General features: G+C 37.7%; 20 protein-coding genes. 6 read left to right on the forward strand and 14 right to left on the reverse strand.

Annotated elements, in window-relative coordinates; translation table 11 throughout:
• Positions 1-2: 2 nt before the first annotated feature.
• From B6F02_RS09905 to B6F02_RS09935, 7 genes are all read right to left on the reverse strand, one after another.
• Complete coding sequence (locus B6F02_RS09905) at positions 3-860, reverse strand: alpha/beta hydrolase (RefSeq protein ID WP_080147179.1); 858 nt, start codon at positions 858-860, stop codon at positions 3-5.
• Between the two features lie 74 nt (positions 861-934).
• Positions 935-2203 (reverse strand): PTS sugar transporter subunit IIC, encoded by a 1269-nt coding sequence (locus tag B6F02_RS09910; RefSeq protein ID WP_080147180.1) that lies wholly within the window; start codon positions 2201-2203, stop codon positions 935-937.
• Positions 2204-2331: 128 nt separating this feature from the next.
• On the reverse strand, positions 2332-3288 hold the full coding sequence (locus B6F02_RS09915; RefSeq protein ID WP_080147181.1) for a transketolase family protein: 957 nt from the start codon (positions 3286-3288) through the stop codon (positions 2332-2334).
• Positions 3278-4120: a transketolase gene (locus tag B6F02_RS09920; protein ID WP_080147182.1), complete on the reverse strand. Its 843-nt coding sequence runs from the start codon at positions 4118-4120 to the stop codon at positions 3278-3280. The genes B6F02_RS09915 and B6F02_RS09920 overlap by 11 nt, the downstream gene beginning before the upstream one ends.
• 2 nt (positions 4121-4122) lie before the next feature.
• Positions 4123-5535, reverse strand: a complete 1413-nt coding sequence (locus B6F02_RS09925; protein WP_372924831.1) for an L-fucose/L-arabinose isomerase family protein — start codon at positions 5533-5535, stop codon at positions 4123-4125.
• A gap of 17 nt (positions 5536-5552) precedes the next feature.
• Complete coding sequence (locus B6F02_RS09930) at positions 5553-6821, reverse strand: apiosidase-like domain-containing protein (RefSeq protein ID WP_080147183.1); 1269 nt, start codon at positions 6819-6821, stop codon at positions 5553-5555.
• 28 nt (positions 6822-6849) lie between these two features.
• On the reverse strand, positions 6850-8235 hold the full coding sequence (locus tag B6F02_RS09935) for a PTS transporter subunit EIIC (protein WP_080147184.1): 1386 nt from the start codon (positions 8233-8235) through the stop codon (positions 6850-6852).
• Between the two features lie 242 nt (positions 8236-8477).
• Here B6F02_RS09935 and B6F02_RS09940 point away from each other — a divergent pair, with 242 nt between their 5' ends.
• The gene (locus tag B6F02_RS09940; protein ID WP_080147185.1) at positions 8478-9485 is read left to right on the forward strand and encodes a LacI family DNA-binding transcriptional regulator; all 1008 of its coding nucleotides are present in this window, start codon (positions 8478-8480) and stop codon (positions 9483-9485) included.
• 91 nt (positions 9486-9576) lie between these two features.
• Here the strand turns inward: B6F02_RS09940 and B6F02_RS09945 are convergent, their stop codons facing one another.
• The 6 genes from B6F02_RS09945 to B6F02_RS09970 all read right to left on the reverse strand — a co-directional run bounded on the left by B6F02_RS09945 (position 9577) and on the right by B6F02_RS09970 (position 17275).
• Entirely contained in the window at positions 9577-10824 is a 1248-nt protein-coding gene (locus B6F02_RS09945) for a dicarboxylate/amino acid:cation symporter (protein WP_080147186.1), read from the reverse strand.
• Between the two features lie 180 nt (positions 10825-11004).
• The gene (locus B6F02_RS09950) at positions 11005-11727 is read right to left on the reverse strand and encodes an MIP/aquaporin family protein (protein ID WP_080147187.1); all 723 of its coding nucleotides are present in this window, start codon (positions 11725-11727) and stop codon (positions 11005-11007) included.
• Positions 11728-11934: 207 nt separating this feature from the next.
• A complete protein-coding gene (locus B6F02_RS09955; RefSeq protein WP_080147188.1) occupies positions 11935-13596 on the reverse strand; it encodes an FAD-dependent oxidoreductase in 1662 nt (553 codons plus the stop codon).
• A gap of 27 nt (positions 13597-13623) precedes the next feature.
• Entirely contained in the window at positions 13624-15144 is a 1521-nt protein-coding gene (gene glpK, locus B6F02_RS09960; protein ID WP_080147189.1) for a glycerol kinase GlpK, read from the reverse strand.
• A 388-nt stretch (positions 15145-15532) separates the two neighbouring features.
• Positions 15533-16513, reverse strand: coding sequence for a phosphate acetyltransferase (gene pta, locus B6F02_RS09965; protein WP_080147190.1), 981 nt, complete (start codon positions 16511-16513; stop codon positions 15533-15535).
• A gap of 72 nt (positions 16514-16585) precedes the next feature.
• Positions 16586-17275 carry a uracil-DNA glycosylase gene (locus B6F02_RS09970; protein WP_080147191.1) on the reverse strand — a complete coding sequence of 230 codons (690 nt, stop codon included), beginning with the start codon at positions 17273-17275 and terminating at the stop codon, positions 16586-16588.
• A 174-nt stretch (positions 17276-17449) separates the two neighbouring features.
• On the opposite strand from B6F02_RS09970, the gene B6F02_RS09975 reads away from it, so the two are divergent.
• The 5 genes from B6F02_RS09975 (at position 17450) to B6F02_RS09995 (ending at position 21188) form a co-directional block, all read left to right on the forward strand.
• The gene (locus B6F02_RS09975; RefSeq protein ID WP_080147192.1) at positions 17450-18334 is read left to right on the forward strand and encodes a Cof-type HAD-IIB family hydrolase; all 885 of its coding nucleotides are present in this window, start codon (positions 17450-17452) and stop codon (positions 18332-18334) included.
• Positions 18335-18445: 111 nt separating this feature from the next.
• A complete protein-coding gene (gene thiD, locus B6F02_RS09980; RefSeq protein WP_080147193.1) occupies positions 18446-19285 on the forward strand; it encodes a bifunctional hydroxymethylpyrimidine kinase/phosphomethylpyrimidine kinase in 840 nt (279 codons plus the stop codon).
• Positions 19286-19405: 120 nt separating this feature from the next.
• Complete coding sequence (locus B6F02_RS09985) at positions 19406-19573, forward strand: YvrJ family protein (protein ID WP_256864683.1); 168 nt, start codon at positions 19406-19408, stop codon at positions 19571-19573.
• Between the two features lie 639 nt (positions 19574-20212).
• Positions 20213-20854 carry an LURP-one-related/scramblase family protein gene (locus B6F02_RS09990; protein ID WP_080147195.1) on the forward strand — a complete coding sequence of 214 codons (642 nt, stop codon included), beginning with the start codon at positions 20213-20215 and terminating at the stop codon, positions 20852-20854.
• Positions 20844-21188, forward strand: coding sequence for an iron-sulfur cluster biosynthesis family protein (locus B6F02_RS09995; protein WP_080147196.1), 345 nt, complete (start codon positions 20844-20846; stop codon positions 21186-21188). Before B6F02_RS09990 ends, B6F02_RS09995 begins: the two co-directional genes overlap by 11 nt.
• An 88-nt stretch (positions 21189-21276) precedes the next feature.
• Here the strand turns inward: B6F02_RS09995 and B6F02_RS10000 are convergent, their stop codons facing one another.
• Complete coding sequence (locus B6F02_RS10000) at positions 21277-21840, reverse strand: GNAT family N-acetyltransferase (protein ID WP_080147197.1); 564 nt, start codon at positions 21838-21840, stop codon at positions 21277-21279.
• Positions 21841-21864 lie beyond the last annotated feature (24 nt).

Genomic DNA, 21864 nt, shown 5'->3' on the forward strand with positions numbered 1-21864 from the left:
CGCTATTGTTGTGCATTCAACCACCCTATGAGCAAATTTACCCATGTAGATGCTTGTTTATTACTTTGATTTTCTTTTCTACTTGTTCGGCTATCTGCCAAAGCCACACCATGGACTCCTTTTTCGTATATATGAAGCTCATATGGTCTGTCTTTTTCATCCATTGCCATCGCAAATTTTAAAGAATCCGCCGCTTCCACTAGAGGATCTTCTCCTGTATGCCAAATGAAAGCCGGTGGAGTATACTTATTTACATGATAAACTGGAGAAACTCTCATTAAATCATCTTTTCCTGCTTTTAGTTTCCCAGTAATAGCTAAAGATATAAGACTTTCTTCGTCTTGTGAGTTAGTTAAATCTAACGCTCCATAAGCAATTATGATATGATTTGGTTGGTAAGATGCTTTTTTTCTTCCCACTAATTTTTCTAACCAATTTTCATTCCAATAAACTCCAAGTAACCCTACTAAATTACCACCTGCTGAAAATCCTAATACAGATATTTTATCTTCTTCTATAAACCATTTTTCTTTATTTTCTCTTAATAGTGATAGAGTTTCTGCTAACTCTAATAAAGGATTCGGGAATTGAGATACAGGCTCCTTTGGTAAGTCAGCTTTAGATTGATAAGCTTCCAATCCTTCTGTGCAGTAACGTACTACTGCTACATGATAATCTTTAGCAAAAAATTCTAAAGCGATTGGCTCAGCTTCTCGATCAGAGGTCCACATATAACCACCACCTGGTACCACCACCATAACTGGATATTTTCTATTTTTATCAATTTCATCACTCGGTTCATGTAAATAAAAAGTAATTTCTGCATTATTTTTGCCAATTGTATTCTTAAAATATCTCATTTTATCTCCTCCATTGCATTCTCAAAATTCATACTTATATTTGAATTCTATTCTATAAGTTATTTCTTCAGTTTTTATTTTGTGTTTATATCAATTTCAAGATTTTCTAATTCACGTTTTTGCTTATCTAGTTTTTTTACAAAAGGATAATAAATTAACATACAAACTGGTACTAGCAATACCTGTAAAAGTGCATACTTCCAGCTTCCAGCTAGAAATCCTTGTAGTATTATCGGAGTCCCAAAAGGAAGTGTAATACCAAAACCGATCGGTAAAATGTTGAATACAACTAAAATATAGCCTACAAGTAAACATACAATTGGAGATAAAATATAGGGAATAGCCAAAATCGGATTTAAAACAAAAGGTACTCCAAACATAAGTGGTTCATGTATTCCAAAAAGAGCTCCAGGTGCGCCAAGTTTAGCAATAACTTTTAATTCTTTACTTTTTGTGAAGAATAACAAGACTAAAACAAAACCAATCATCGGAGGCAGCATGCTATAAACTGTCATTCCTGAAATGATATTTGGTCGCTCAACACCAGCTCGAAATGCTTCTAAATTTTGAAGATCAAGTGCTGTCCAAATAGGAGTCATTACAGACATAACAACTATTGCTCCGTGAATCCCCAAAACCCACAATATTTGCATCAAAAAAACAGCAAACAGCATTGACCAAATTGAATTTCCCAACCCTTGTAATGGTAGTTGTAACACTGAATAAACCATTTGATGTAAACTACCAAATTCTGTATTCTCAAAAATCCAATAAAGAATTACAGATAATATACAAATAACTATAGCTGGAATTAAACCAATAAAGCTTCTAGAAATTGTAGGCGGAACACTATCTGGCATTTTAATCACAATATCTTTTCTTACAATCCATACATACAGTCGACATGTTGTTAATGAAATTATAATAGCTGCAAATAATCCTTGTGGACCTAGCCATTCAAAGCTTAAAGCAGCAATCGATTGAGAATCTATTTCAATATTGGTAACGGGAGTAATAATAAAAAAAGCGAGTAAAGAAACAATGCCTGGTATTATACCGTCCATGTCAAATGTCATAGCAAGCCGATTAGAAATCATGTATACTGCATACACTGAAAGCATACTTGTTGTAAACATTGAAGGAAGCGCAATATAACTTCTTATAGGATCAATCCACTCTTGGTATTTCCAGATTTGCATAGAAGCTAATAATGAACTGAAAGCTCCAATAACCATCAACGGAAGCAAAGAAGCAAGTCCATTTGAAATAGCTGACATATATCTATTTTGCTGTATCTTTGATGCAATTAATTGCCCGCTATTAATTAAGCGTTGAGTATCCATAATCTTTCCTTCTTTCTTATATAAGTCATCATTATCCAAATACTTTATCTAAAATTAAAATAATCCGCTTACATTTTTCAAAAACAGCCATTGTACCCAATATTTTTATTAGATACAATGCTGTAATTTTATAATATTTTTGTTAATAGATTTTTTGCTACTTTTGTTAGATGATCCGGATGTAGCCCATAATGTTTGAATACTTCTTGACTATTACCAGTAATAGCTGGCTCATCTGCTATTCCAACAATTTTATGAGGAACAGAGTGTTGATCACTTAAAGTTTCTGCAATTGCTCCTCCAAGCCCTCCATAAATACTGTGTTCTTCCACAGAAATAATGGCTTTCGTTTCTTCTGCAGCTTTTATAATCACTTCTCTGTCTAATGGTTTGATTGTGTGCATATTGATTACTCTAGCAGCAATCCCTTCTTTTTCTAATCGTTCAGCAGTATCTAATGCTGGTCGCACAGTTTCTCCTGAGGCAATAATCGTTATGTCATCGCCATCTTTCAAAGTAACTGCTTTCCCAATCTCAAAATCATAATCTGTAGAATCATACGTATCTTCTACTGGATTACGTCCAATACGAATATACGCTGGTTGATCTGAGTGACACAATGCTTCAAACATCTTTTCAGTCTCAAAGCGGTCAGCTGGCATCATCACTTGTAAATTTGGAATTGCTCGTGTCACTGCAAGATCTTGTAGCGAATGATGGCTCATGCCTAATTGTCCATACGCAACACCTCCACTTATTCCAACGAGTTTAACATTGGTATCAGAATACGCTACGTCGACTTTCACCTGTTCTATACTTCGCATGCTCAGAAAGGCTGCAGGTGAAACAGCAAAAGATCTCTTACCACTATGAGCCATGCCTGCTGCAATACTAACAATATTCTGTTCAGAAATCCCAACCTCTACTAACTGATCAGGTAACGCTTCTGCAAAGTCGGCCAATTTAGCAGATCCTCTTGAATCGCTTGTCAAAACAGTAATATCTCTATTTTCTTTTCCCTCTTTCAGAAGAACTTTACACATAACTTCTCTGTTGGGAATGCTATTATTTTCTTTAAATGTCATTCTTCAGCACCTCCAATTGACTATCGAACGACTTCATTGCTCCTGTAAATTCTTCTTCAGTAGCAACCTTGTGATGCCAATTAATTTGGTTTTCAGCAAATGATAATCCCTTTCCTTTTGTAGTATGAGCAATAATCATTTTAGGTTTTCCTTTTTCATGAGCAGTATTAAATGAATTCAGCAACTGTTCAATCGAGTTCCCATCATCAATTTCAATAACTTGCCATCCAAATGCTTCAAATTTTTCTTTTAGCGGATCTACTCCCATTACCTCTTCGCTTTTACCTGTAATTTGAAGTCCATTTCTGTCAATAACTGCAGTCAGATTATCTAATTTATAATGAGCTGCAGCCATTGCGCCTTCCCAGACTGATCCTTCTGCTAATTCCCCATCACCCAATAATGTATACGTATGGTATGATTTATTATCTTTTTTAGCAGCTAATGCAATACCGACAGAAAGTGAAAGCCCATGTCCTAGTGAACCTGTGTTCATTTCTATTCCTTCTACTTTATTATTCGGATGTCCGATTAAACGAGATCCAAATGAATAGAATGTTTTTAGTTCTTCTTTCGGAAAAAATCCTTTTTCAGCCAACACAGCCCATAAAGCTTCAGCCGCATGTCCCTTACTTTGAATATAACGATCTCTGTCTGGGTCATCTGGTGTGTTAGGATCTATATTCATCATTTGAAAATAAAGAGTAGTCAGAATATCTGTACAAGACATGTCAGATCCAGTATGCCCACTCTGTCCATATTCAATGATTTCCATAATTGATTTGCGAATTTCAATAGCTTTAATTTCTAATTTTTTTACAGTTTTATCCATATTTACTCTCCTCTTAGATATCCTTGAACCTCTTCTTCAATTGGATCATAAAAATCTGGAGTAATCCCAAGATATTTACAAGCTTCATATAGTACAGGTACAACTTCAGCATGAACGACTGCAACATGATGGATATAAGGACCGTATACTAATTTTGTTTCTAATCTTGCTAAGTTATCAAATTCAACCCATGAATAAGTTCCTTGCGTATAAGGTCCGTCAATCACTTCAGCATTTCCCATCAGTAATGAATATTCTCCATTGTCTCCATCAAAACGACAAAGTGTTAAAGTTCCAGGTTTAGCTTCGAATGCAACAGAGCCAGGATAGTCAAAAACAAAGTGACTTTCAGGTAGTACAGGTTTGTCTTTAGCAGTAGAGAAAGGGAACACCCCTAAGTGTTGCAGCAATTCTCCATTATCATTGTGAGGATGACGATTATTAACGTCTGCAAACATCGCTCTATGCTCTCCTAAAGTTGCTGCTTCTACAAGCAATTCCGAAATCACACCATGCACATCAGTTTCACAAGTTACTGGCAACCCTTCATCTTGTAAAAGTGATTCCGTTGCATAAGGTAAGATGCCAATTTCATCTTGTAAAGCTGTCCAGCATTGTATAACGCCTGAATTACATCCATATTTTTCAGTTAAATTCCTGATTGCAACTTTCAATGCTATAACCATCTCTACTTTATCATCAGCAATTTCAACAATAGCAATACTGCGAAGGTTTTCAATTCCTTCCGCTAGTTTGCTTTTTTCCTCCACTAAAACTCGATCAATTTCTTTTGTCAATTCTTGCAATGGAATAGGAGACAACTGAATATTAAATTTTTCTAGCAGCTCGCCCTCATTTGTCATTGTTGACCAGAAATCAAAAGGTCTTGTTCCGATTTGCAAAATTCTAGTATTTTTAAAGACTTTAATTACGTTACATACTTTTTCAAAAACTTTGACTCCACGAGAAAATGTTTCGTCTTCTAAATCACAGTTTGGAATGTATGTGAAAGGTACTTGAAAACGTCTAAGCACTTTTCCTATAGCAAACAGACCACATTGACTGTCTCGTAATCGCGACCCATCCTCTGCTGGATGCTCGTCTCTTGGTCCCCATAATAAAACTGGAACATTTAATTTTTTTGCTAATCTTGCAACCGCCCATTCATTACCAAAATTTTCGTTAGCAACAAATAAACCATCAATTCCTTCATCTGTAAATTTTTTATAGATTCTCTCCACACCTTCATCATCGTATAAAAGACCATCGTCATTAATATCTTTTATATCGATATAATCTATATCAAGTTGATCAAGTTTTTTTCTTGTCAGGTCAGCATATTCCATTGCAGTTTCTGCACTAAATAAATTTCTTCTTGTTGGAGCAAAGCCAATTTTCACTTTATCTTTTTTCACTATATTCATTCCTTTAGTCATTTTTTCAACACAATAACGCTATCTTTAATAATGGAAGTCATTTCGATTTTTGTTATTCCTTCAGAAGCTTTTTTCTTGATTGGAATATTGACTTTATTTTCTAAATCAATGGCATAATCAGTTGACGACTCAAACACTCCTTTTATCGAGAGAGGAATATTGACTGGCAAATAAATATAAATTTTATCTTCACTTTCAGAAATTCTAATATCTGCTATATCATTTATTAGATACTCTTGATTTGGCTTTAATTCTACTAAATTTTCTTTAGTGAAAAATTCTTTCAAAAACCCATAATCGTTTGCTCCTTCAAAGTTAAGCGCTGTTCTCCAATTGTAAGGTGGAGCAAACCCTTCACCAAGATCGGAACCAAACACGCTACCTACTTCATGCCAACTCCAGATTCCGTGAGCTCCATAGGCTATACCTGCAAAGGCTCCGGATAAAATACTCTGCCAAGCTGCTTTTCTTACATCTTCTCTACTAAAACGACCATACAAATTCCTACTATAGGATATTAATTCATAACAAGGTTCAGAATTGATCGTAGGACGAATTGGTGATTCATTATAAAAATAATCAGCAAATTCATACGCTACATTTTGATACTGCAAATTGTGACCGGATTGATAAAAATACATATCTAGATCTGGATGATTGAGAAGTTTTTCTGGAATATCTTTCAATCCTCTTTTTATATGCAACACTTTTAAACTATCAGCATCATTTGCTTGCGTAGCTTCTAAACACCTCAGGTAATAATCTACTACGTTTTCAGTAAGGAAATCTGTATCTCCACTAATTAAATAAATCGGATTATATTTTTTGAATCGATTAACCATTTTTTCCGTATATGTTCTTACATCTTGCTTTCTAAAGTAAGGGGTTTTTTCCATATTTCCAGCCCAAGTTTCTGGTAAATAATTACTCCAAAGAAGGACTAATGCAGGAATGAAGCCTTTTTCTTGAGCTATTTCAAGCATTTTTTCAGCATGATCGAAATAATGTTCATCCATTTTATTGATATTAAAGTACTGATCTTCTACTTCAAAAGGATAAACCACTTCTTTGGTTACACTGCGATCCCATTGCGGCATTATATTGATTTGCAGAACGTTAAATCCTTGTTCTTTCCGCTTATCTAAATAGTATGCCCAATCATTTAATTCAATATTAGTAAACGCACTCCAAACCGTATCAGCTAAATAGAAAAAAGGTTTATTATCTAGTTGTAAACTTCTTTTATTATCACTTACTCTTAACAACAAAATACCACCTGTCCTTTTACTTTTTTTACTTAGTTAAAACTTTATCTTCTTTAAACCCAATAAAATATGTTAACAATGTTGAAATCAGGAATGCTGCGCCAAGAGAGATCAAAAATCCTATGAACCCTGCTGTAACTCCAGTTGATGGATCTATAAACATTGGAATACCGAAAACTCCTCCTGATGCAAATCCACCAAACATATTAGCACCGAACGCTCCTGCAATCGCTCCTCCAACACCAGATCCAATACAAGCCATAATGAATGGTTTTTTCGTAGGGAGATTAACTCCGTAAATTGCTGGTTCAGTTATTCCCAGAAATCCTGAAATCGTTGCAGTAGTCGCAAGCCCTTTCAATTTAGCATCTTTTGTCTTAAGCATTACAGCTAATGCTGCCCCTGTTTGAGCAAATACAGTACAGTACAACATTGCATTAATCGGATCAAAACCATAAACAGAAATATTATTGATAAAAATAGGAATAAACGCCCAATGTAAACCGAATATAACCGTTACTTGCCAGATGGAAGCTAAAAGTAGTCCCGCTACTAATGGACTTAATCCATAAAGCGCTAATGCTCCATCAGCCAAAAGATTACTTATTGTTTGCGTAACTGGTCCTACAACCATTAATGAAATAGGTACCACGATGATCAATATTAATAAAGGTACGAATATCATTTTCAATGTTTTAGGTATAACTTTGTTTAAGAATTTTTCTACAACACTCAAAAAATATACAGATACAATGACCGGTACAACAGACTGAGTATAATTCATTAGAACAACCGGTATATTTAAGAACGATAACTGCGCTCCACTAGTGGCCATTTCTACCAGAGTCGGATAAACCAGTGCCGCTCCCATCGCAGCACCCATAAACTGATTTGTTTTGAAGACTTTAGCAGCTGTAAAACCTAGAAATATTGGCAAAAAGTAATAGAATGCGTCACTAGCTGCAAATAGAACTTGATATACACCGCTTGTATCATCAATTAATCCTACTACTATAAGTGCTGTTAAAAACCCTTTCAAAATACCCGAAGCGGCTAGTATTCCTATAACTGGTGTAAAAATCCCTGAAACAATGCCTAATATTTTATCAAAAATAGACTGATCTTCTTGTTGATCGAAATCTTTTGCATCAACTTCATCTTTAAAGTTTATCCCTAATATATTGATAACATGTTTGTACACTTCAGAAACTTGATCTCCGATGACTACTTGATATTGACCACCGCTCTCTATAACTGTTATCACATCTTCTAAATTCTTTATTTCTTCTGTATCTGCTTTACTACGATCTTTCAAGTTAAACCTTAATCTAGTGGCACAGTGAATAACATCATTTACATTATTTTCCCCGCCCACTTTCTCTATTATTATGGCTGCTAATTTATCATAATCCATATTCTTCTATCCTTTCTATTTGAAAACTAATATTTTTAAATCGCTTTCTTTAACAAAAGAATAACCCATCTACTAAAATAAGTCAATTCTTTTATATAAACTAATCGCTTTCTTTTATGCTATTTTTAGTTATTTTTATATAAAAACCTTTATTTATGCTAAAAGCTAATACTTTAGCTTGTTAATTTTACTAAAAATGATATAATTTTAGTAAGTTATTTTAGTTGGTAGGAGAAATGAAAATGAAAATTGAAGATATAGCTCAACTAGCCAATGTTTCTAAATCAGCTGTTTCCTTAGCTATAAATGGAAAGCCTGGTGTAAGCAATGAAACGCGTGAGAAAATATTAGCTATTGCAAAAGAATATAACTATAAACCACTACGAAGTACATCTAACCGTACTAACAATAAATCTACTATTAGGTTTATTATATCCAAAAGTCCTGACCTTATAACAGATCAATATTATAATCTGCCTTTTTTCAATGAATTAATAAGCCATTTATCTTCAAGTATTAGTGATTACCCTTACGATTTAGTCATTTCAACTTTTGATGAAAGAACGCTTTTAGAGGAATTAGAAGCTGCAGAAAGAGTACAGAAATCCAAAGGAATCATACTCTTAGGAACAAACATTGATAAACCTAATATTAATCTCATAAGAAAACAGTTTAAAAATCTTGTAATTTTAGATACTCACTACTCTGATGTTGATGCAAATTTTGTTTCGATCAACAACTTTTTAGGTGGATATTCAGCTGCAGAGTTCTTAATAGATAAAGGACATAAAAAAATTGGATATATAATGGGTATTCCACGAATTGCTAATTTTAAAGAAAGACAAAAAGGATTCTTTTCAAAACTTCACAATGAAGGATTATCAATTTCTGATGACTACATTTTCAAATTACCCGCAATGAAAATTCAAGAAGGATCAGAATTAGATGCGGTTTTTTTGAATGTTGAAGATTTACCTACAGCTATTTTCTGTGAAAATGATTATATGGCAATCAGCTTGATTAAGTACTTGAAAAATTCAAATATACATGTCCCTGAACAAATTTCAGTAGTCGGATTTGATGACATTCCTGAAAGTAGAGTCACAACTCCAGAACTGACTACTATACAAGTAGACAAAAAAGAGATGGCTATTCAGGCTCTTGATCTTTTAGAAAAACAAATTCAAAATTCTAATGCTCATAAACATATTCAAGTCAATACTTCGCTAATAGTACGAGAAAGTTCTTAAATATGTAAAAGATCTACAAAGCTAGGAAATATTCCAAATACTTTGTAGATCTTTTTTCTTTATAATCAGATTTCTACCAATAGAACATTCATCACGTTCGTTTCACTGCAGCTTTTTTACCTTGCGCTACAGCTTCTACTTCTTCTTTAGCAATATATTGATAATAAATTTTTTCTACCACAAGAGTAATGGCGTTATCACAGGAAACATTCGCTGCTGTGCCGAAACTGTCTTGTGTAAGGTACAGTGTGATCAGAAGATTTCCTAAAGTCCCTGTCGGGTCAATCCCAACAATAGTCAAAAACGGCAAAGCTGACATGATGCCGCCGCCCGGTGCACCTGGCGCTGCCACCATCGCAATACCAAGTGTTGCAATAAAGCTGAACATCATTTGGAATTGAATCGGCATACCGTACATATACAAAACAGCATAGACACAGGAAACAACGGTTACCATACTACCCAGCAGATGAATCGTCGCACAAAGAGGAATCATAAACTCCCGGATCTTGCTTGAAACTCCATTTTTTCTTGCACATTCCAGATTGATTGGAATCGTCGCTGCAGAAGATTGTGTTCCAATTGCTGTAAAATAACCAGGCAGCTGATTCTTGAGCAATATGAGCGGATTCTTCTTGCGATATGCCCCGGCTGCAGTGAACCATAGAACAATCAGTGTGATATGCAGTGCAATAACGATCAGGAAGACACGCCAGAAAACGGATAGTATCTCAAAAACTTGTCCAGTGTAACTTAAATTTACAAAGTTTCCGAAAATAAAAAAAGGCAGCAAAGGAATAATGGCAGTATTTAATACTTTAATGATGATCTGATTGAATTCATCAAATACATGATAGAGTGTCTCTCCTTTTTTCTGACCTCTCAGCCAAGAGATACTCATGCCCATAATAAAAGAAAAGACAATCGCAGAGGTTACATCCAGCATCGGCTCCAACGGAATTTCAAAAAGAGTCGTCAATCCTTCTGCTGTATCTTGCACATCCGTATTCACTTGACTTGCAATAAACAGCGGGAAGATATTTGAGGCTGCAAAGTAAGCTGCCAGCCCTCCAAGAATCGTCGATCCATATGAAATCAGCGTGGCAATTCCAAGCAGCTTTCCTGCTCCTTCTGTCAGATCAGAGATCCCTTTGACGATAAATCCGATAATCATCAAAGGAATAACAAAAGCCAGCAGACTGCTGAATAAGCTGGAAAATGTAACAGGTATTCTTAGTACACTTTCTGGTATAAAAGATAATTGCCCAATGATAACGCCCAGTATAATTGCTACAATCAATTTAGGCACTAGTCCTAAATGAATCTGTTTAACATTCATATTTACACTCCTTTTATGATTTTTCAATTAAAACTCTATTTGAATTATCATATTACAAATTATATTCAAATGCTTTATTAATTTTCCGATAAAGCTATTTTCCTATAAAAAAGAACCATGCCCCGTTATGAATACGGTTCATGGTTCTTTTCAGCTTTATCTTTTTAAGTGTTTGTTCAATTACATAGTAATGAGCAAGAAGATTCCGGCACCAGCAACTGCTCCGATGAATGGTCCGATGATTGGAATCCATGCATAAGCCCAGTCAGATGTCCCTTTATTTGCAATCGGTAATACTTGATGTGCAATTCTTGGACCCAAATCACGAGCTGGATTGATTGCATATCCAGTGGTTCCCCCTAGAGAAATACCAATGGCTGTAACCAGCAGTCCGACGACTAGCGGGTTCAAGCCTTCTGTGAACTGACCTTGAGTAAATGCAAGCAGCCCATAGACTAATACAGTGGTGGCAATCGCTTCAGAGATTAAGTTCCAGGCACTGTGACGAATCGCAGGTCCAGTTGAGAATACGGCCAGAATAGATTCTTGGTCGTTCGTTTCTGCAAAGTGCGGCATATAGTGCAACCACACAAGAACAGCCCCGGCAAAACCACCTGCAACCTGTGCAACGATATAAGGAACTACAGATGCCCAGGCAAATTCTCCAGCGACAGCCATTCCTAATGTAACAGCAGGGTTGATATGTGCAGGAGAAAGCCAACCGATGGCATAAACGGCCATCGTAACACCAAGCCCCCATCCAATCGTAATTAATAACCAGCCTGTTTCAGCAGACTTTGTCTTTTTCAGTACATTGGCTGCAACGACCCCATCTCCTAAAAGAACCAGGATCATTGTTCCGAAAAACTCTCCAATCAGTTGCTGCCATAATGATGTATCCATAAATTATACCCCTTTCATATTTAATGATTTAAACCCTTTATAAAAAAGCATTTAGCTGTACGACCGTCAGCCTATTGAAAGAGAGTCATCTATGTAACAATGGTCTTTCAATGCTGACTCGATTTATAAGCGCAAATACACATTCTGCTTTTAAATAAATAAGCCAGAAAGGAAGACCAGCTTCATCTTCCTTCCTTCTTATTCCATTTACTTAAATTGACTTAAGGTCGTCTCTGCTACTTTTTGATCGATTTCATTTGCTCTCTTTTCTTTTTCTTCTGCGCTCCAGTTGAACCGTTCTGCGAAAAGATCAACAAGTGGTCCTTTTAAGCCTTCAATGCGCGGTGTGTCAAATAATAGTGTTTCGGTACGCCGAGCAAGGAAGTCTTCTGGGAGCAGCGTCATTTCATATTCAATCGCATATTCCAACTGTAAAGCATCTTTCAACGGTAACGCTGAATCAGCAACTTTCTCTTTCAGACTATAAACCGTTTCTACATTTGTTCCATACCAATTTACCAAAGCGCGAGCTTCATCTTCTTTAAGTCCGATATCCAATCCTTTTTTCGTTTGTTCATCGGCATACTCACTGAAAGATTTTCCATTTGGAAGGTCTCCGCCAGATAAATGAATATCAGCTGTATCGACCTGTTTAAACGTTTTATCCAGTTGCGAAAGCTCTTGATCAATGGTTTCAAACGTATCATTCGCCATACGTCTGTAATCTGTCAACTTTCCTCCGGCAACGGTCACTAACCCGCCTTCTGAGACAAACACATCATGACCACGTGAAATACCTGAAGGATCAGAATTATCTTCGTCTTGGATCAAGGGTCTCAGTCCTGCCCAGCTGCCTTCAATATCCTCAATCGTAATATTGGCTTCCGGGAACCGATAGTTAGCTGCTTTAAGCAGGTAGTCAATATCCTCTTGAGTAATATTAGGATCTTCATATTCTCCTTCAAACGGTGTATCCGTTGTTCCAAAGTATGTTTTCCCGCTTCTAGGAATGAAGAACATCATGCGATTATCTTCCATTCCTGTATCAGCATAAACCGTTCTCTTGATTGGAATTTTACTATGATCAACAACAAAGTGAACGCCTTTAGTAGGGAACAGTTTCTTCTTCGTATCAAATTTCAGCTGTTTGCGGACAATATCTGACCACGGACCAGTAGCATTGACTACAACAGAAGCTTTGATTTCAAAGGTTTCTCCTGTCAAAGTATCTTCCGCTTTGACCCCGACAATTTTATCTTGATCGTTATAGATAAAGTCTTTTGCCATGACATAGTTAGCAATCAGTGTACCCAGATCATGTGCTTTCTTAATGATTTCTGTTGTTAAGCGTGAATCATCATTTGTATAGTCCAGATAAAATCCGCCGCCTTCCAGACCTTCTGTTCTCAAGTCCGGTTCTTCTTCCATAACTTGCTCTTTATCGACCATATAATGTGCCCACTCTTCATCGACTTTCGCCAGATAATCGTACAAATGCAACACGACTTCTGCTGAAAATTCATTGAAGGAAGCACCTGGTTCATCATAGACCGGCATCAGCATATAACTAGGTTGAACGACATGAGGAACATTCTTGCCAATAACTGCACGTTCTTGAGCCACATCCGCAACCAGTTCCACGTCGAATTGCTTAAGGTATCTAAGACCACCGTGTACTAGTTTCGTTGAACGGCTGGATGTTCCTGCCGCGAAATCCTGCATGTCGATCATGCCGGCTTTCATTTCACGAGCTCCTGCTTGCAAGGCCAGTCCTGCTCCCGTGATTCCTCCACCGATAATCAGCAGATCTAATTCCGTTTGCTTCAGTTGGTCAATATTGTCTTTTCGCGTTTGAGCCGAAAAAGTCATCCTGCACTCAGCCCTTTCTTGAAATAATTATTCTTCTCGGTTGACTTTCTTAGGTTTGAACTTGAACGTCCGTGCAGATTCAACAGCTGCCTGCCATCCAGCATACAAATCTTCACGTCTTTCTTCATCCATGTTCGGTTGGAAGGAACTTGCCTCTTCCCATTTTGCTTTGATTTCTTCTTGGTCTTTGAAGTACCCAGTTGCCAGACCTGCAAGATAAGCAGCTCCTAATGCCGTTGTTTCCATGACTTTAGAACGTTGAATATCTACATCAAGGATATCAGATTGGAACTGCATAAGGAAATCATTCATACTCGCTCCACCGTCTACGCGCATCGTTTCCGTTTTCAGCCCTGCATCTTCGTTCATTGCATCAACTACATCTCTTGTTCGGTAAGCAAGTGATTCTAGCGTTGCTCTAATGAAATGGCTCTTCGTTGTTCCTCGAGTCAATCCAAATACAGCCCCGCGTGCTTCTTGGTCCCAATAAGGCGCCCCTAATCCTGTAAATGCTGGAACAACGTAAACACCGTCTGTGGTCTCTACTTTTTCTGCATATCCTTCTGATTCTGGAGATTCTCTGAACATATCCATTCCATCTCTCAGCCACTGCAATGCAGATCCTGCAACGAAAATCGAGCCTTCAAGGGCATAATAAACTTCACCATTCAACCCATAAGCTAAGGTCGTCAACAGTCCATTGGATGACTGGATCGGTTCTTTTCCGGTGTTCATGATAATGAAAGCACCTGTTCCGTAAGTATTTTTGACCATTCCTTTGTCAAAAGCCGTTTGACCGAACAGAGCAGCTTGCTGGTCGCCTGCGATACCCGCAATAGGGACACTGGTTCCATGGAATACTGCTTCCATTGTTTCACCAAACACTCCTGAAGACGGTAAAACTTCGGGCAGCATTTTTTCAGAAATATCTAACAACTCAAGGATATCTTTGTCCCAATCCATTTCATAAATGTTATAGAGCATAGTACGGCTTGCATTTGAATAATCCGTTGCATGAACTTTTCCGCCTGTCAGTTTCCACAGCAGCCAAGTATCGATTGTTCCAAACAACAGCTCTCCATTTTCAGCACGTTCTCTTGATCCTTCAACTTTATCTAAAATCCATTTGATTTTAGTTCCTGAAAAGTAAGAATCAATGATCAGACCAGTTTTTTTATGAATCGTTTCTGTATGTCCATCATTTTTTAATTGGTCTGCAATTTCAGAAGTTTGTTTAGACTGCCAGACAACTGCATGATAAATCGGTACGCCTGTTTCTTTATCCCAAATAACGGTTGTTTCACGCTGGTTCGTAATTCCGATACTATCAAGATTTTCTGGTTCGAGTCCTGATTCTATCATCACACTAGCAATAACCTGCAGTGTCTTCAGCCAGATTTCATTGGCATCATGTTCTACCCAGCCTGGTTCCGGAAAAAATTGTTCGATATCTTTTTGTGAACTCCATTTCGGTTGACCATCCTGATCGAAAATAATTGCTCTTGTACTTGTCGTGCCTTGATCGATCGACAAAATATACTTTTCCATTATGCATTCTCCTTTATTTTTTGTTGAAAAGGCTTCCCGCTAGTAATGAATATATCATTTTTGATAAGATAATCCTATTTATATGACTTACACTAAGTTAGTGACTGTTTTCACTAAAAGTTGGTTTGATTCTTTTTCATTTGCGATTAAATCGTTCCATGATGGTCTGTTATTGAAAGTGAGGCATTTAACAAAGGCAGATATACTGCTCAAAACTTTACAGGATTTAAACATTTGATCTACTGATAATTCAGGTTTCAAAGTCCCAACTTTTATTAATAATTTCTTTTATTTACTGAAGTTATTCATAAAAAAGAGCTTTACTTGGACACCTTCTGTCCAAGTAAAGCTCTTTAATCATCTGATATACTTTATATACGCTGCCTGCTTAGTCTAAGATAGACTGGTTGGCAGTAATGATTGCTGTTTTGTAAACGTCTTCTTCAATACATCCGCGGGACAAGTCAGAAACAGGTTTGTTCAATCCTTGCAAGATTGGTCCAACTGCTTCAAATCCGCCTAAACGTTGAGCGATTTTGTAGCCGATATTTCCAGACTGCAGCTCTGGGAAAACAAATACTGTAGCTTCACCAGCAACGTTTGATTCAGGCGCTTTTTGCTGCGCAACTGCTGGAACAAACGCTGAATCAAATTGTAATTCTCCATCGATCTCAAATTCTGGTGCCATTTCTTTCGCCAGTTTTGCTGCATTTTGGACTTTCGTTACTTCGTCTGCTTTAGCAGATCCTTTTGAAGAAAAGCTCAACATTGCAACTTTAGGATCAATATCGAACATTTTAGCTGTACGCGCACTCTCTACTGCGATTTCAGCTAAGACATTTTCATCTGGATTAGGATTGATTGCACAATCAGCGAACAAGTATTTTTCTTGCTCACGACCGCGAAGCATGATAAACGCACCTGAAGTACGGCTTACACCAGGACGTGTTTTGATAATTTGAAGTGCAGGTCGAACGGTTTCACCTGTTGAATGGATCGCACCACTGACTAGACCGTCAGCAAGGTCCATATATACCAGCATTGTTCCAAAATAGTTTACATCTCTTAACTGTTCACGTGCTTGCTCTTCTGTTGCTTTACCTTTACGGCGTTCAACAAATGCAGCAACCATTTCATCATATTTGTCATAGGTTTGAGGGTCTACAATTTCAATATTTTCTAGATCAAATCCGTGATCTTTCGCTGCTTTTGTCACTTCTTCATGACTGCCTAAAAGGATAGGATTCAAGATTTTTTCCGATTTCAAGCGAACCGCCGCTCCCAGGATACGTTCGTCTAGAGCTTCAGGAAAAACGATTTTCAATTCTTTTCCATGGATTTTCTGTTTTAAACTTTCGAATAATTCCACTGTTGTTCCCTCCAAAATATGTTTTTACTTTTTTATCATAACACTTCTTTTTATTTATTTACAGAAAAAGTCTTATTCCGCGCTCGGATCTTCAGGTATCTTCCAGTCGATCGGTTCCTGCCCGCTTTCAATCAGTAGTTCATTGGTTTTAGAAAAAGGTTTCGATCCGAAAAATCCTCGATATGCAGATAACGGACTCGGGTGTACAGAAGAGACAATTTTGTGTTTTGTTTCATCGATTAAGGCTCTCTTTTTTTGTGCAGGGGAACCCCATAGAATGAATACAACCGTTTTTTGTCTTTCATTCAATGCTCTGATCACTTCATCCGTCAGCAGTTCCCATCCCTTATTTTTATGAGAATGTGCTTCTCCAGCTCGAACGGTCAAAACAGTGTTGAGCAGCAGGACCCCTTGTTTTGCCCAGCTCTTCAGATATCCATGACTGACAGGTTCAATGCCCAAATCATCATGAAGTTCTTTATAAATATTTTTGAGTGACGGCGGCAGCTTCACTTCAGGCTTCACTGAAAAAGCCAGCCCATGCGCCTGATTGGCACCATGATAGGGATCTTGCCCCAATATAACCGCTTTGACCTCGTGATAGGGAGTCCACTCAAAAGCCTGCCAGATATTTTCTTTTTTAGGATAGATTGTTTCCGTATTATATTCATCAATGAGAAATTGTTTCAGCTCCTGATAGGCATCCGTATCTTCTACTTTTTTCAATACAGGTGCCCAATCATTTTGAACAGGTATCGGCAATCTAAACACTCCTTATGATTGATTTTTATTTGGTATGATCTGCTAAATTGTCTTGCTTGTATTGATTGTAACAAAACTGTCTATATCTTTTCTAAGTATACCCCGTATTTCGGTTTCTTTTTTACTTTAATCTGGTAGACTTAAAAGTGAATCTACTATTGGAGGAATGAATTTATGATTAAACTAATCGCTTCAGATATGGATGGAACACTTCTGAACGACCATATCGATGTCTCTTTATCCAACGCCCAGGCTATCAAACGAGCGCAGGAAAATGGGATCCACTTCGTTATCGCTACGGGAAGAGACTATCCCTTGGCTTCACATCCATTAAAAGGCCACGCAATCGAATGCCCCATCATTACACTAAATGGTGCGCAAATGTTTGATAAGAATGGGAAAAATCTATATAATCGCGGTCTGGAGAAAGGCGTCGTAAAAAAAATCCGGAGTATCCTCTCCAACTACCCTGACCTTCACGAAGAATTAATGACCAGCGATGGAATTTATTCCAGTAATCGCCAAAAACGTTTGGAAACAGTCGCTTCCATGCTGGCCGACTTGAACCCGGACCTTACTTTCGAAGAAGCGATGGAAAGCGCAGCAGCTCATGTTGAAGAAATGAATGTAAAATTCGTTAAAGATTTAAATACAGTTGTGGAAGATGATTCAATCATTATCTTGAAAGTCTCTGCTCACTCAGAAAAAGGTCCAGCTGTTTTGAAGCCACTGAAAGAAGAATTGATGGCGGAAGTTCCAAAACTTGCAATTACTGCTTCAAGTAAGAAAAATATTGAAATCAACCATGAAACGGCCCAAAAAGGCATTGCCGTTTCACAGTATGCAAAAAAATTAGGAATCAAGGCAGAAGAAGTGATGACTATAGGTGATAACATTAACGACTTATCTATGCTCAAATGGGCGCACTACGGAACAGCCGTTGCCAATGCCGTCCCAGAAGCAAAAGAAGCAGCTAACTACTCCACTTCCAGCAATTCACAAAATGGTGTTGCAGAAGCTATTTCACGAGTATTAAACGGTAAAATCTATAACGATTGATTTTTAAGAAGACGAGCGTTTTTAGAACGCTTGTCTTTTTTTATCCCCCGGTTTCTTTTTTTTCCATATGTGATAAAATAGAATGAATAGATAGGAGATTTTATTACGCTAATGGAGGAATTAATTGTGACTAACCCAAAAATCACTTTAACGATCGCAGGTAATGATGCCAGCGGCGGTGCCGGTATCGGCGCTGACTTAAAGACATTCGCAGAATATGGCACATACGGAATTGCTGCATTGACTGTTATCGCAACAATGGATCCGAACAATAACTGGAGCCACGGCGTGACTCCGATCGATGCCCAAGTCGTAAAAGATCAGCTCGTTACGGCAACCGCTGGACCAGAGATTGACGCATTCAAAACAGGAATGCTGCCAAATGTTTCTGTAATCGAAGTGATCGCTGAAACGATCAAAGAAAAAAAACTGAAAAATTTTGTTGTTGACCCGGTTATGGTCTGCAAAGGAGAAACAGAAGTCTTGAACCCGGAGAATGCAGAAGCATTGAGAGATCTGCTTATTCCCCTGGCAACCATCGCTACACCCAACCTTTTTGAAGCAGGACAACTTTCAGGACTTGGTGTATTGAAAACATTGGACGACATGAAAGCAGCTGCTGAAAAGATTCATGAAAAAGGTGCTCAATATGTCGTGGTCAAAGGCGGAAAAGCTTTAGAGGGTGATAAAGCAATCGACTTGTTCTATGACGGTTCGGAATTCACTAAACTAGAAGCAGATAAAATCGAAAAAGCAACTAATCACGGTGCTGGTTGTACCTTTGCTGCAGCGATTACTGCTGGGCTTGCTCAAGGATTGACACCGAAAGAAGCTGTTCTTAAAGCCAAAGACTTTGTAACAGCTGCAATTAAAAACGGATTTGACTATAATCAGTTTGTCGGTTCAGTTTTCCACAGCGGATACAGACTGGATCAGCAAAAAGGAATTTAAACCTATCACTCAGAGAGCTTCCGTTTAGCGGAAGCTCTTTTTTTGGTAACAGAATGTCAGTCTTTTTCGTTCTTATCTTTAGAGGGATACTTGAGAGAAGTACTTGAAAGGAGGATGGAAATGGAACTGAGCACAGCTATTTTCACTGCAGCAGCTGATATGATTGAGAATGTTGGATTCCCTATCTTCATCTCATTGTTTCTGCTGTATCGCATGGAAGCAAAGTTAAATGCTGTTGTGCAAGCCGTTAATCAGCTGACGGCCGTGCTATCCAGCAAAACGGAATAAACACCTAGCAACAGAGACAACATGAATCCAAAAGTAAAACTTCATCAAATACAGGTTATGTTAAGCCTTGGTTTGATGAAGTTTTTACTTATTCTTTTCTTCAGATCCTCGTATAAAACGGTCTTGTATCTGGCTCTTTTCATCATTCAGTTCCTGTCCGAGTTTTAGTTTTTGCTTTCCTAGTCATTTTAAATTATTGGCGACTCGTGTGAAAATGAATCGTTCTATTGTGAAAAGTTTATAAGGGGAATTACGACTAGTTCTGATGACAGCACTGCAGCCAAGTGGTTACAATAACCTTATTAAAACCACTTTATTCGACTCTTCCATATTAACTGGTTCCAATCGGCTCTTTGCAACTAGTTCTAATGACGGCACTGCAGTGAAGTAGTTCCAATAGTGTTATTGCAACTAGTTCTAATGATTCTTCTGTAGTGAAGTGGCTCCAATCTACTTATTTCCTCTCCTTAAAATGATACAGTCACTAGAAATACCGTATTCTTTGTATAAATAGTGTCAAAGTTGTTAAGATGGTCCGAATATCTATTTCCCCCTTTCGACTTTTCTCCAATCGGTGTTATAATGTACTTGAATGAAATTGACCGAATAAAGCATTGCGAACTTAGAGGTGAAATGATAATGGTTCGTTTATTTATTAATCATGCTTACATGTCTATGCAGAATCGGATGATCGTGAAGTCTGCTTCCGGAAAAGACACTTATCTTATTGTTGGAAAATGGGGCCGAGCTAGAGATGCTTTGTCGCTTTATTCCATGGATGGTGATCGGCTGGTGGAAGCGAAACAGACTCTGCTCTCTGTCTTTCCGAAATTCGATTTTTATACAGACGAGCATAAAATTGCTTCTGTAAAAAAAATCCCCGGGCTGCAGGGATTGAAAAAACCCTACTATATTGTTAGTCACTTAGATTGGATTGTAACAGGAGATTTTATAGAGCGTCAGTTTACGGTTAAACACCATTCTCAAGTGATCATGCGTGTCGAGAAACATTATTCCTTTCAGGGAGACTTCTACTCGCTCAACATAGAAAGAGAAGAATATGCTCCTATCTGTTGTTTGCTGTCCGTGATCATTGATCATTATTCATCCGATCGAGAAACCTTATGGCAGCAGTACAAAAAAGAAAAATACAGCTTGAGTTTTATGCATCCGTTTATCTTCACCAAACCAGCAGCAAAAACATCATTTTTGCAGACAGCTGCTGATTGTGCGAAAATAAAGGAAACACTGACAAGGAGGTCATGCAGAAATGAACATTGACATTTCAGCATCTGCACAAAAAAGACTGACTAACATTCTAGAGAATCAGTCAGGACAAATTGAACTTTACTACAACGAAAACTTTCAAGGTTCTTACGCTTGCAGTATCCGCGGCGTTTTTGAACTTAAAATTTCTGATAACATCAGTGAAGATTGCGAAACTCTGGATTCACCGTTAGGTCCAATTTACATTGATCCTGACAAAAAAGAACACCTTGATGAAGGTACACTGATTGATTACAAAGAGAACATGAATACTCTGCAGTTAAAAGGCAACTCTGGAATGATCGTCGATAATCTGCGGGTAGTAGATGATCAAGGTAAAAGTATTTAACTAGATACCCACTTTCTTTTTAACCATTTGAGCTTAATGATCTAAAGACATGCAAAAGGACGTCGTTCAAGTGAACGCCGCCCTTTTTTTATCGCACTTTTTTCTGCATGTGATCATATTGATGTCCAGACAATGTTATTTGGTGAACGCTCTGAAAGCCTTGCTGTTGATACAGTTTGAGCGCTTTAGGATTACGATGATCTACGTTTAATCCTATTATATGTGCTCCACTTGCCGCAGCTTTTTCATAAGCTGCCTGCAGCAGTCCCGTCCCGGTCCCCTTTCCTCGAAAAGCTGGTTTTACAACAACGGAGTCCAGGTACCATTCTTCAAGAAGGGTTTCATGATCCCAAAAGATTTCAAAATGCGGTAACTGATACTTATCCAGCACTCTTTTCAAAATAAGGTTAGAGTTTTTCATGTCTTTGTTGAAGTATCCAAAACAGAAACCTGCGATTTCCCCATCCATTTCCTTAACAAGCGCACTGTCCATTGCATAACGGAAGCCCTTTTGACTGGCAGCCTCTGTCAAAGCTGATTTAAGTGTCGCCCAAGGGACCTGTCTCATGATTGGCAGTTCCATATCTGTCAGAATCACTTTAAACAGCTCCATTACTTCTTGAACATCTTTTGCCTCTGCTTGACGAATCATACGGTTTTCCTGCCTTCTGTTTCT

This window comes from Marinilactibacillus piezotolerans (assembly GCF_900169305.1).
Lineage (GTDB): Bacteria > Bacillota > Bacilli > Lactobacillales > Carnobacteriaceae_A > Marinilactibacillus > Marinilactibacillus piezotolerans_A.

Coding starts and splice junctions, on each gene's coding strand:
- B6F02_RS09955 (WP_080147188.1), bottom strand. CDS start 13,596: ATGACTTTTTCGGCTCAAACGCGAAAAGACAATATTGACCAACTGAAG.
- B6F02_RS09905 (WP_080147179.1), bottom strand. CDS start 860: ATGAGATATTTTAAGAATACAATTGGCAAAAATAATGCAGAAATTACT.
- B6F02_RS09995 (WP_080147196.1), top strand. CDS start 20,844: ATGAACATTGACATTTCAGCATCTGCACAAAAAAGACTGACTAACATT.
- B6F02_RS09920 (WP_080147182.1), bottom strand. CDS start 4,120: ATGGATAAAACTGTAAAAAAATTAGAAATTAAAGCTATTGAAATTCGC.
- B6F02_RS09975 (WP_080147192.1), top strand. CDS start 17,450: ATGATTAAACTAATCGCTTCAGATATGGATGGAACACTTCTGAACGAC.
- B6F02_RS09915 (WP_080147181.1), bottom strand. CDS start 3,288: ATGACATTTAAAGAAAATAATAGCATTCCCAACAGAGAAGTTATGTGT.
- B6F02_RS09945 (WP_080147186.1), bottom strand. CDS start 10,824: ATGAATGTTAAACAGATTCATTTAGGACTAGTGCCTAAATTGATTGTA.
- B6F02_RS09990 (WP_080147195.1), top strand. CDS start 20,213: ATGGTTCGTTTATTTATTAATCATGCTTACATGTCTATGCAGAATCGG.
- B6F02_RS09950 (WP_080147187.1), bottom strand. CDS start 11,727: ATGGATACATCATTATGGCAGCAACTGATTGGAGAGTTTTTCGGAACA.
- glpK (WP_080147189.1), bottom strand. CDS start 15,144: ATGGAAAAGTATATTTTGTCGATCGATCAAGGCACGACAAGTACAAGA.
- B6F02_RS10000 (WP_080147197.1), bottom strand. CDS start 21,840: ATGATTCGTCAAGCAGAGGCAAAAGATGTTCAAGAAGTAATGGAGCTG.
- B6F02_RS09910 (WP_080147180.1), bottom strand. CDS start 2,203: ATGGATACTCAACGCTTAATTAATAGCGGGCAATTAATTGCATCAAAG.
- B6F02_RS09935 (WP_080147184.1), bottom strand. CDS start 8,235: ATGGATTATGATAAATTAGCAGCCATAATAATAGAGAAAGTGGGCGGG.
- B6F02_RS09985 (WP_256864683.1), top strand. CDS start 19,406: ATGGAACTGAGCACAGCTATTTTCACTGCAGCAGCTGATATGATTGAG.
- thiD (WP_080147193.1), top strand. CDS start 18,446: ATGGAGGAATTAATTGTGACTAACCCAAAAATCACTTTAACGATCGCA.
- B6F02_RS09940 (WP_080147185.1), top strand. CDS start 8,478: ATGAAAATTGAAGATATAGCTCAACTAGCCAATGTTTCTAAATCAGCT.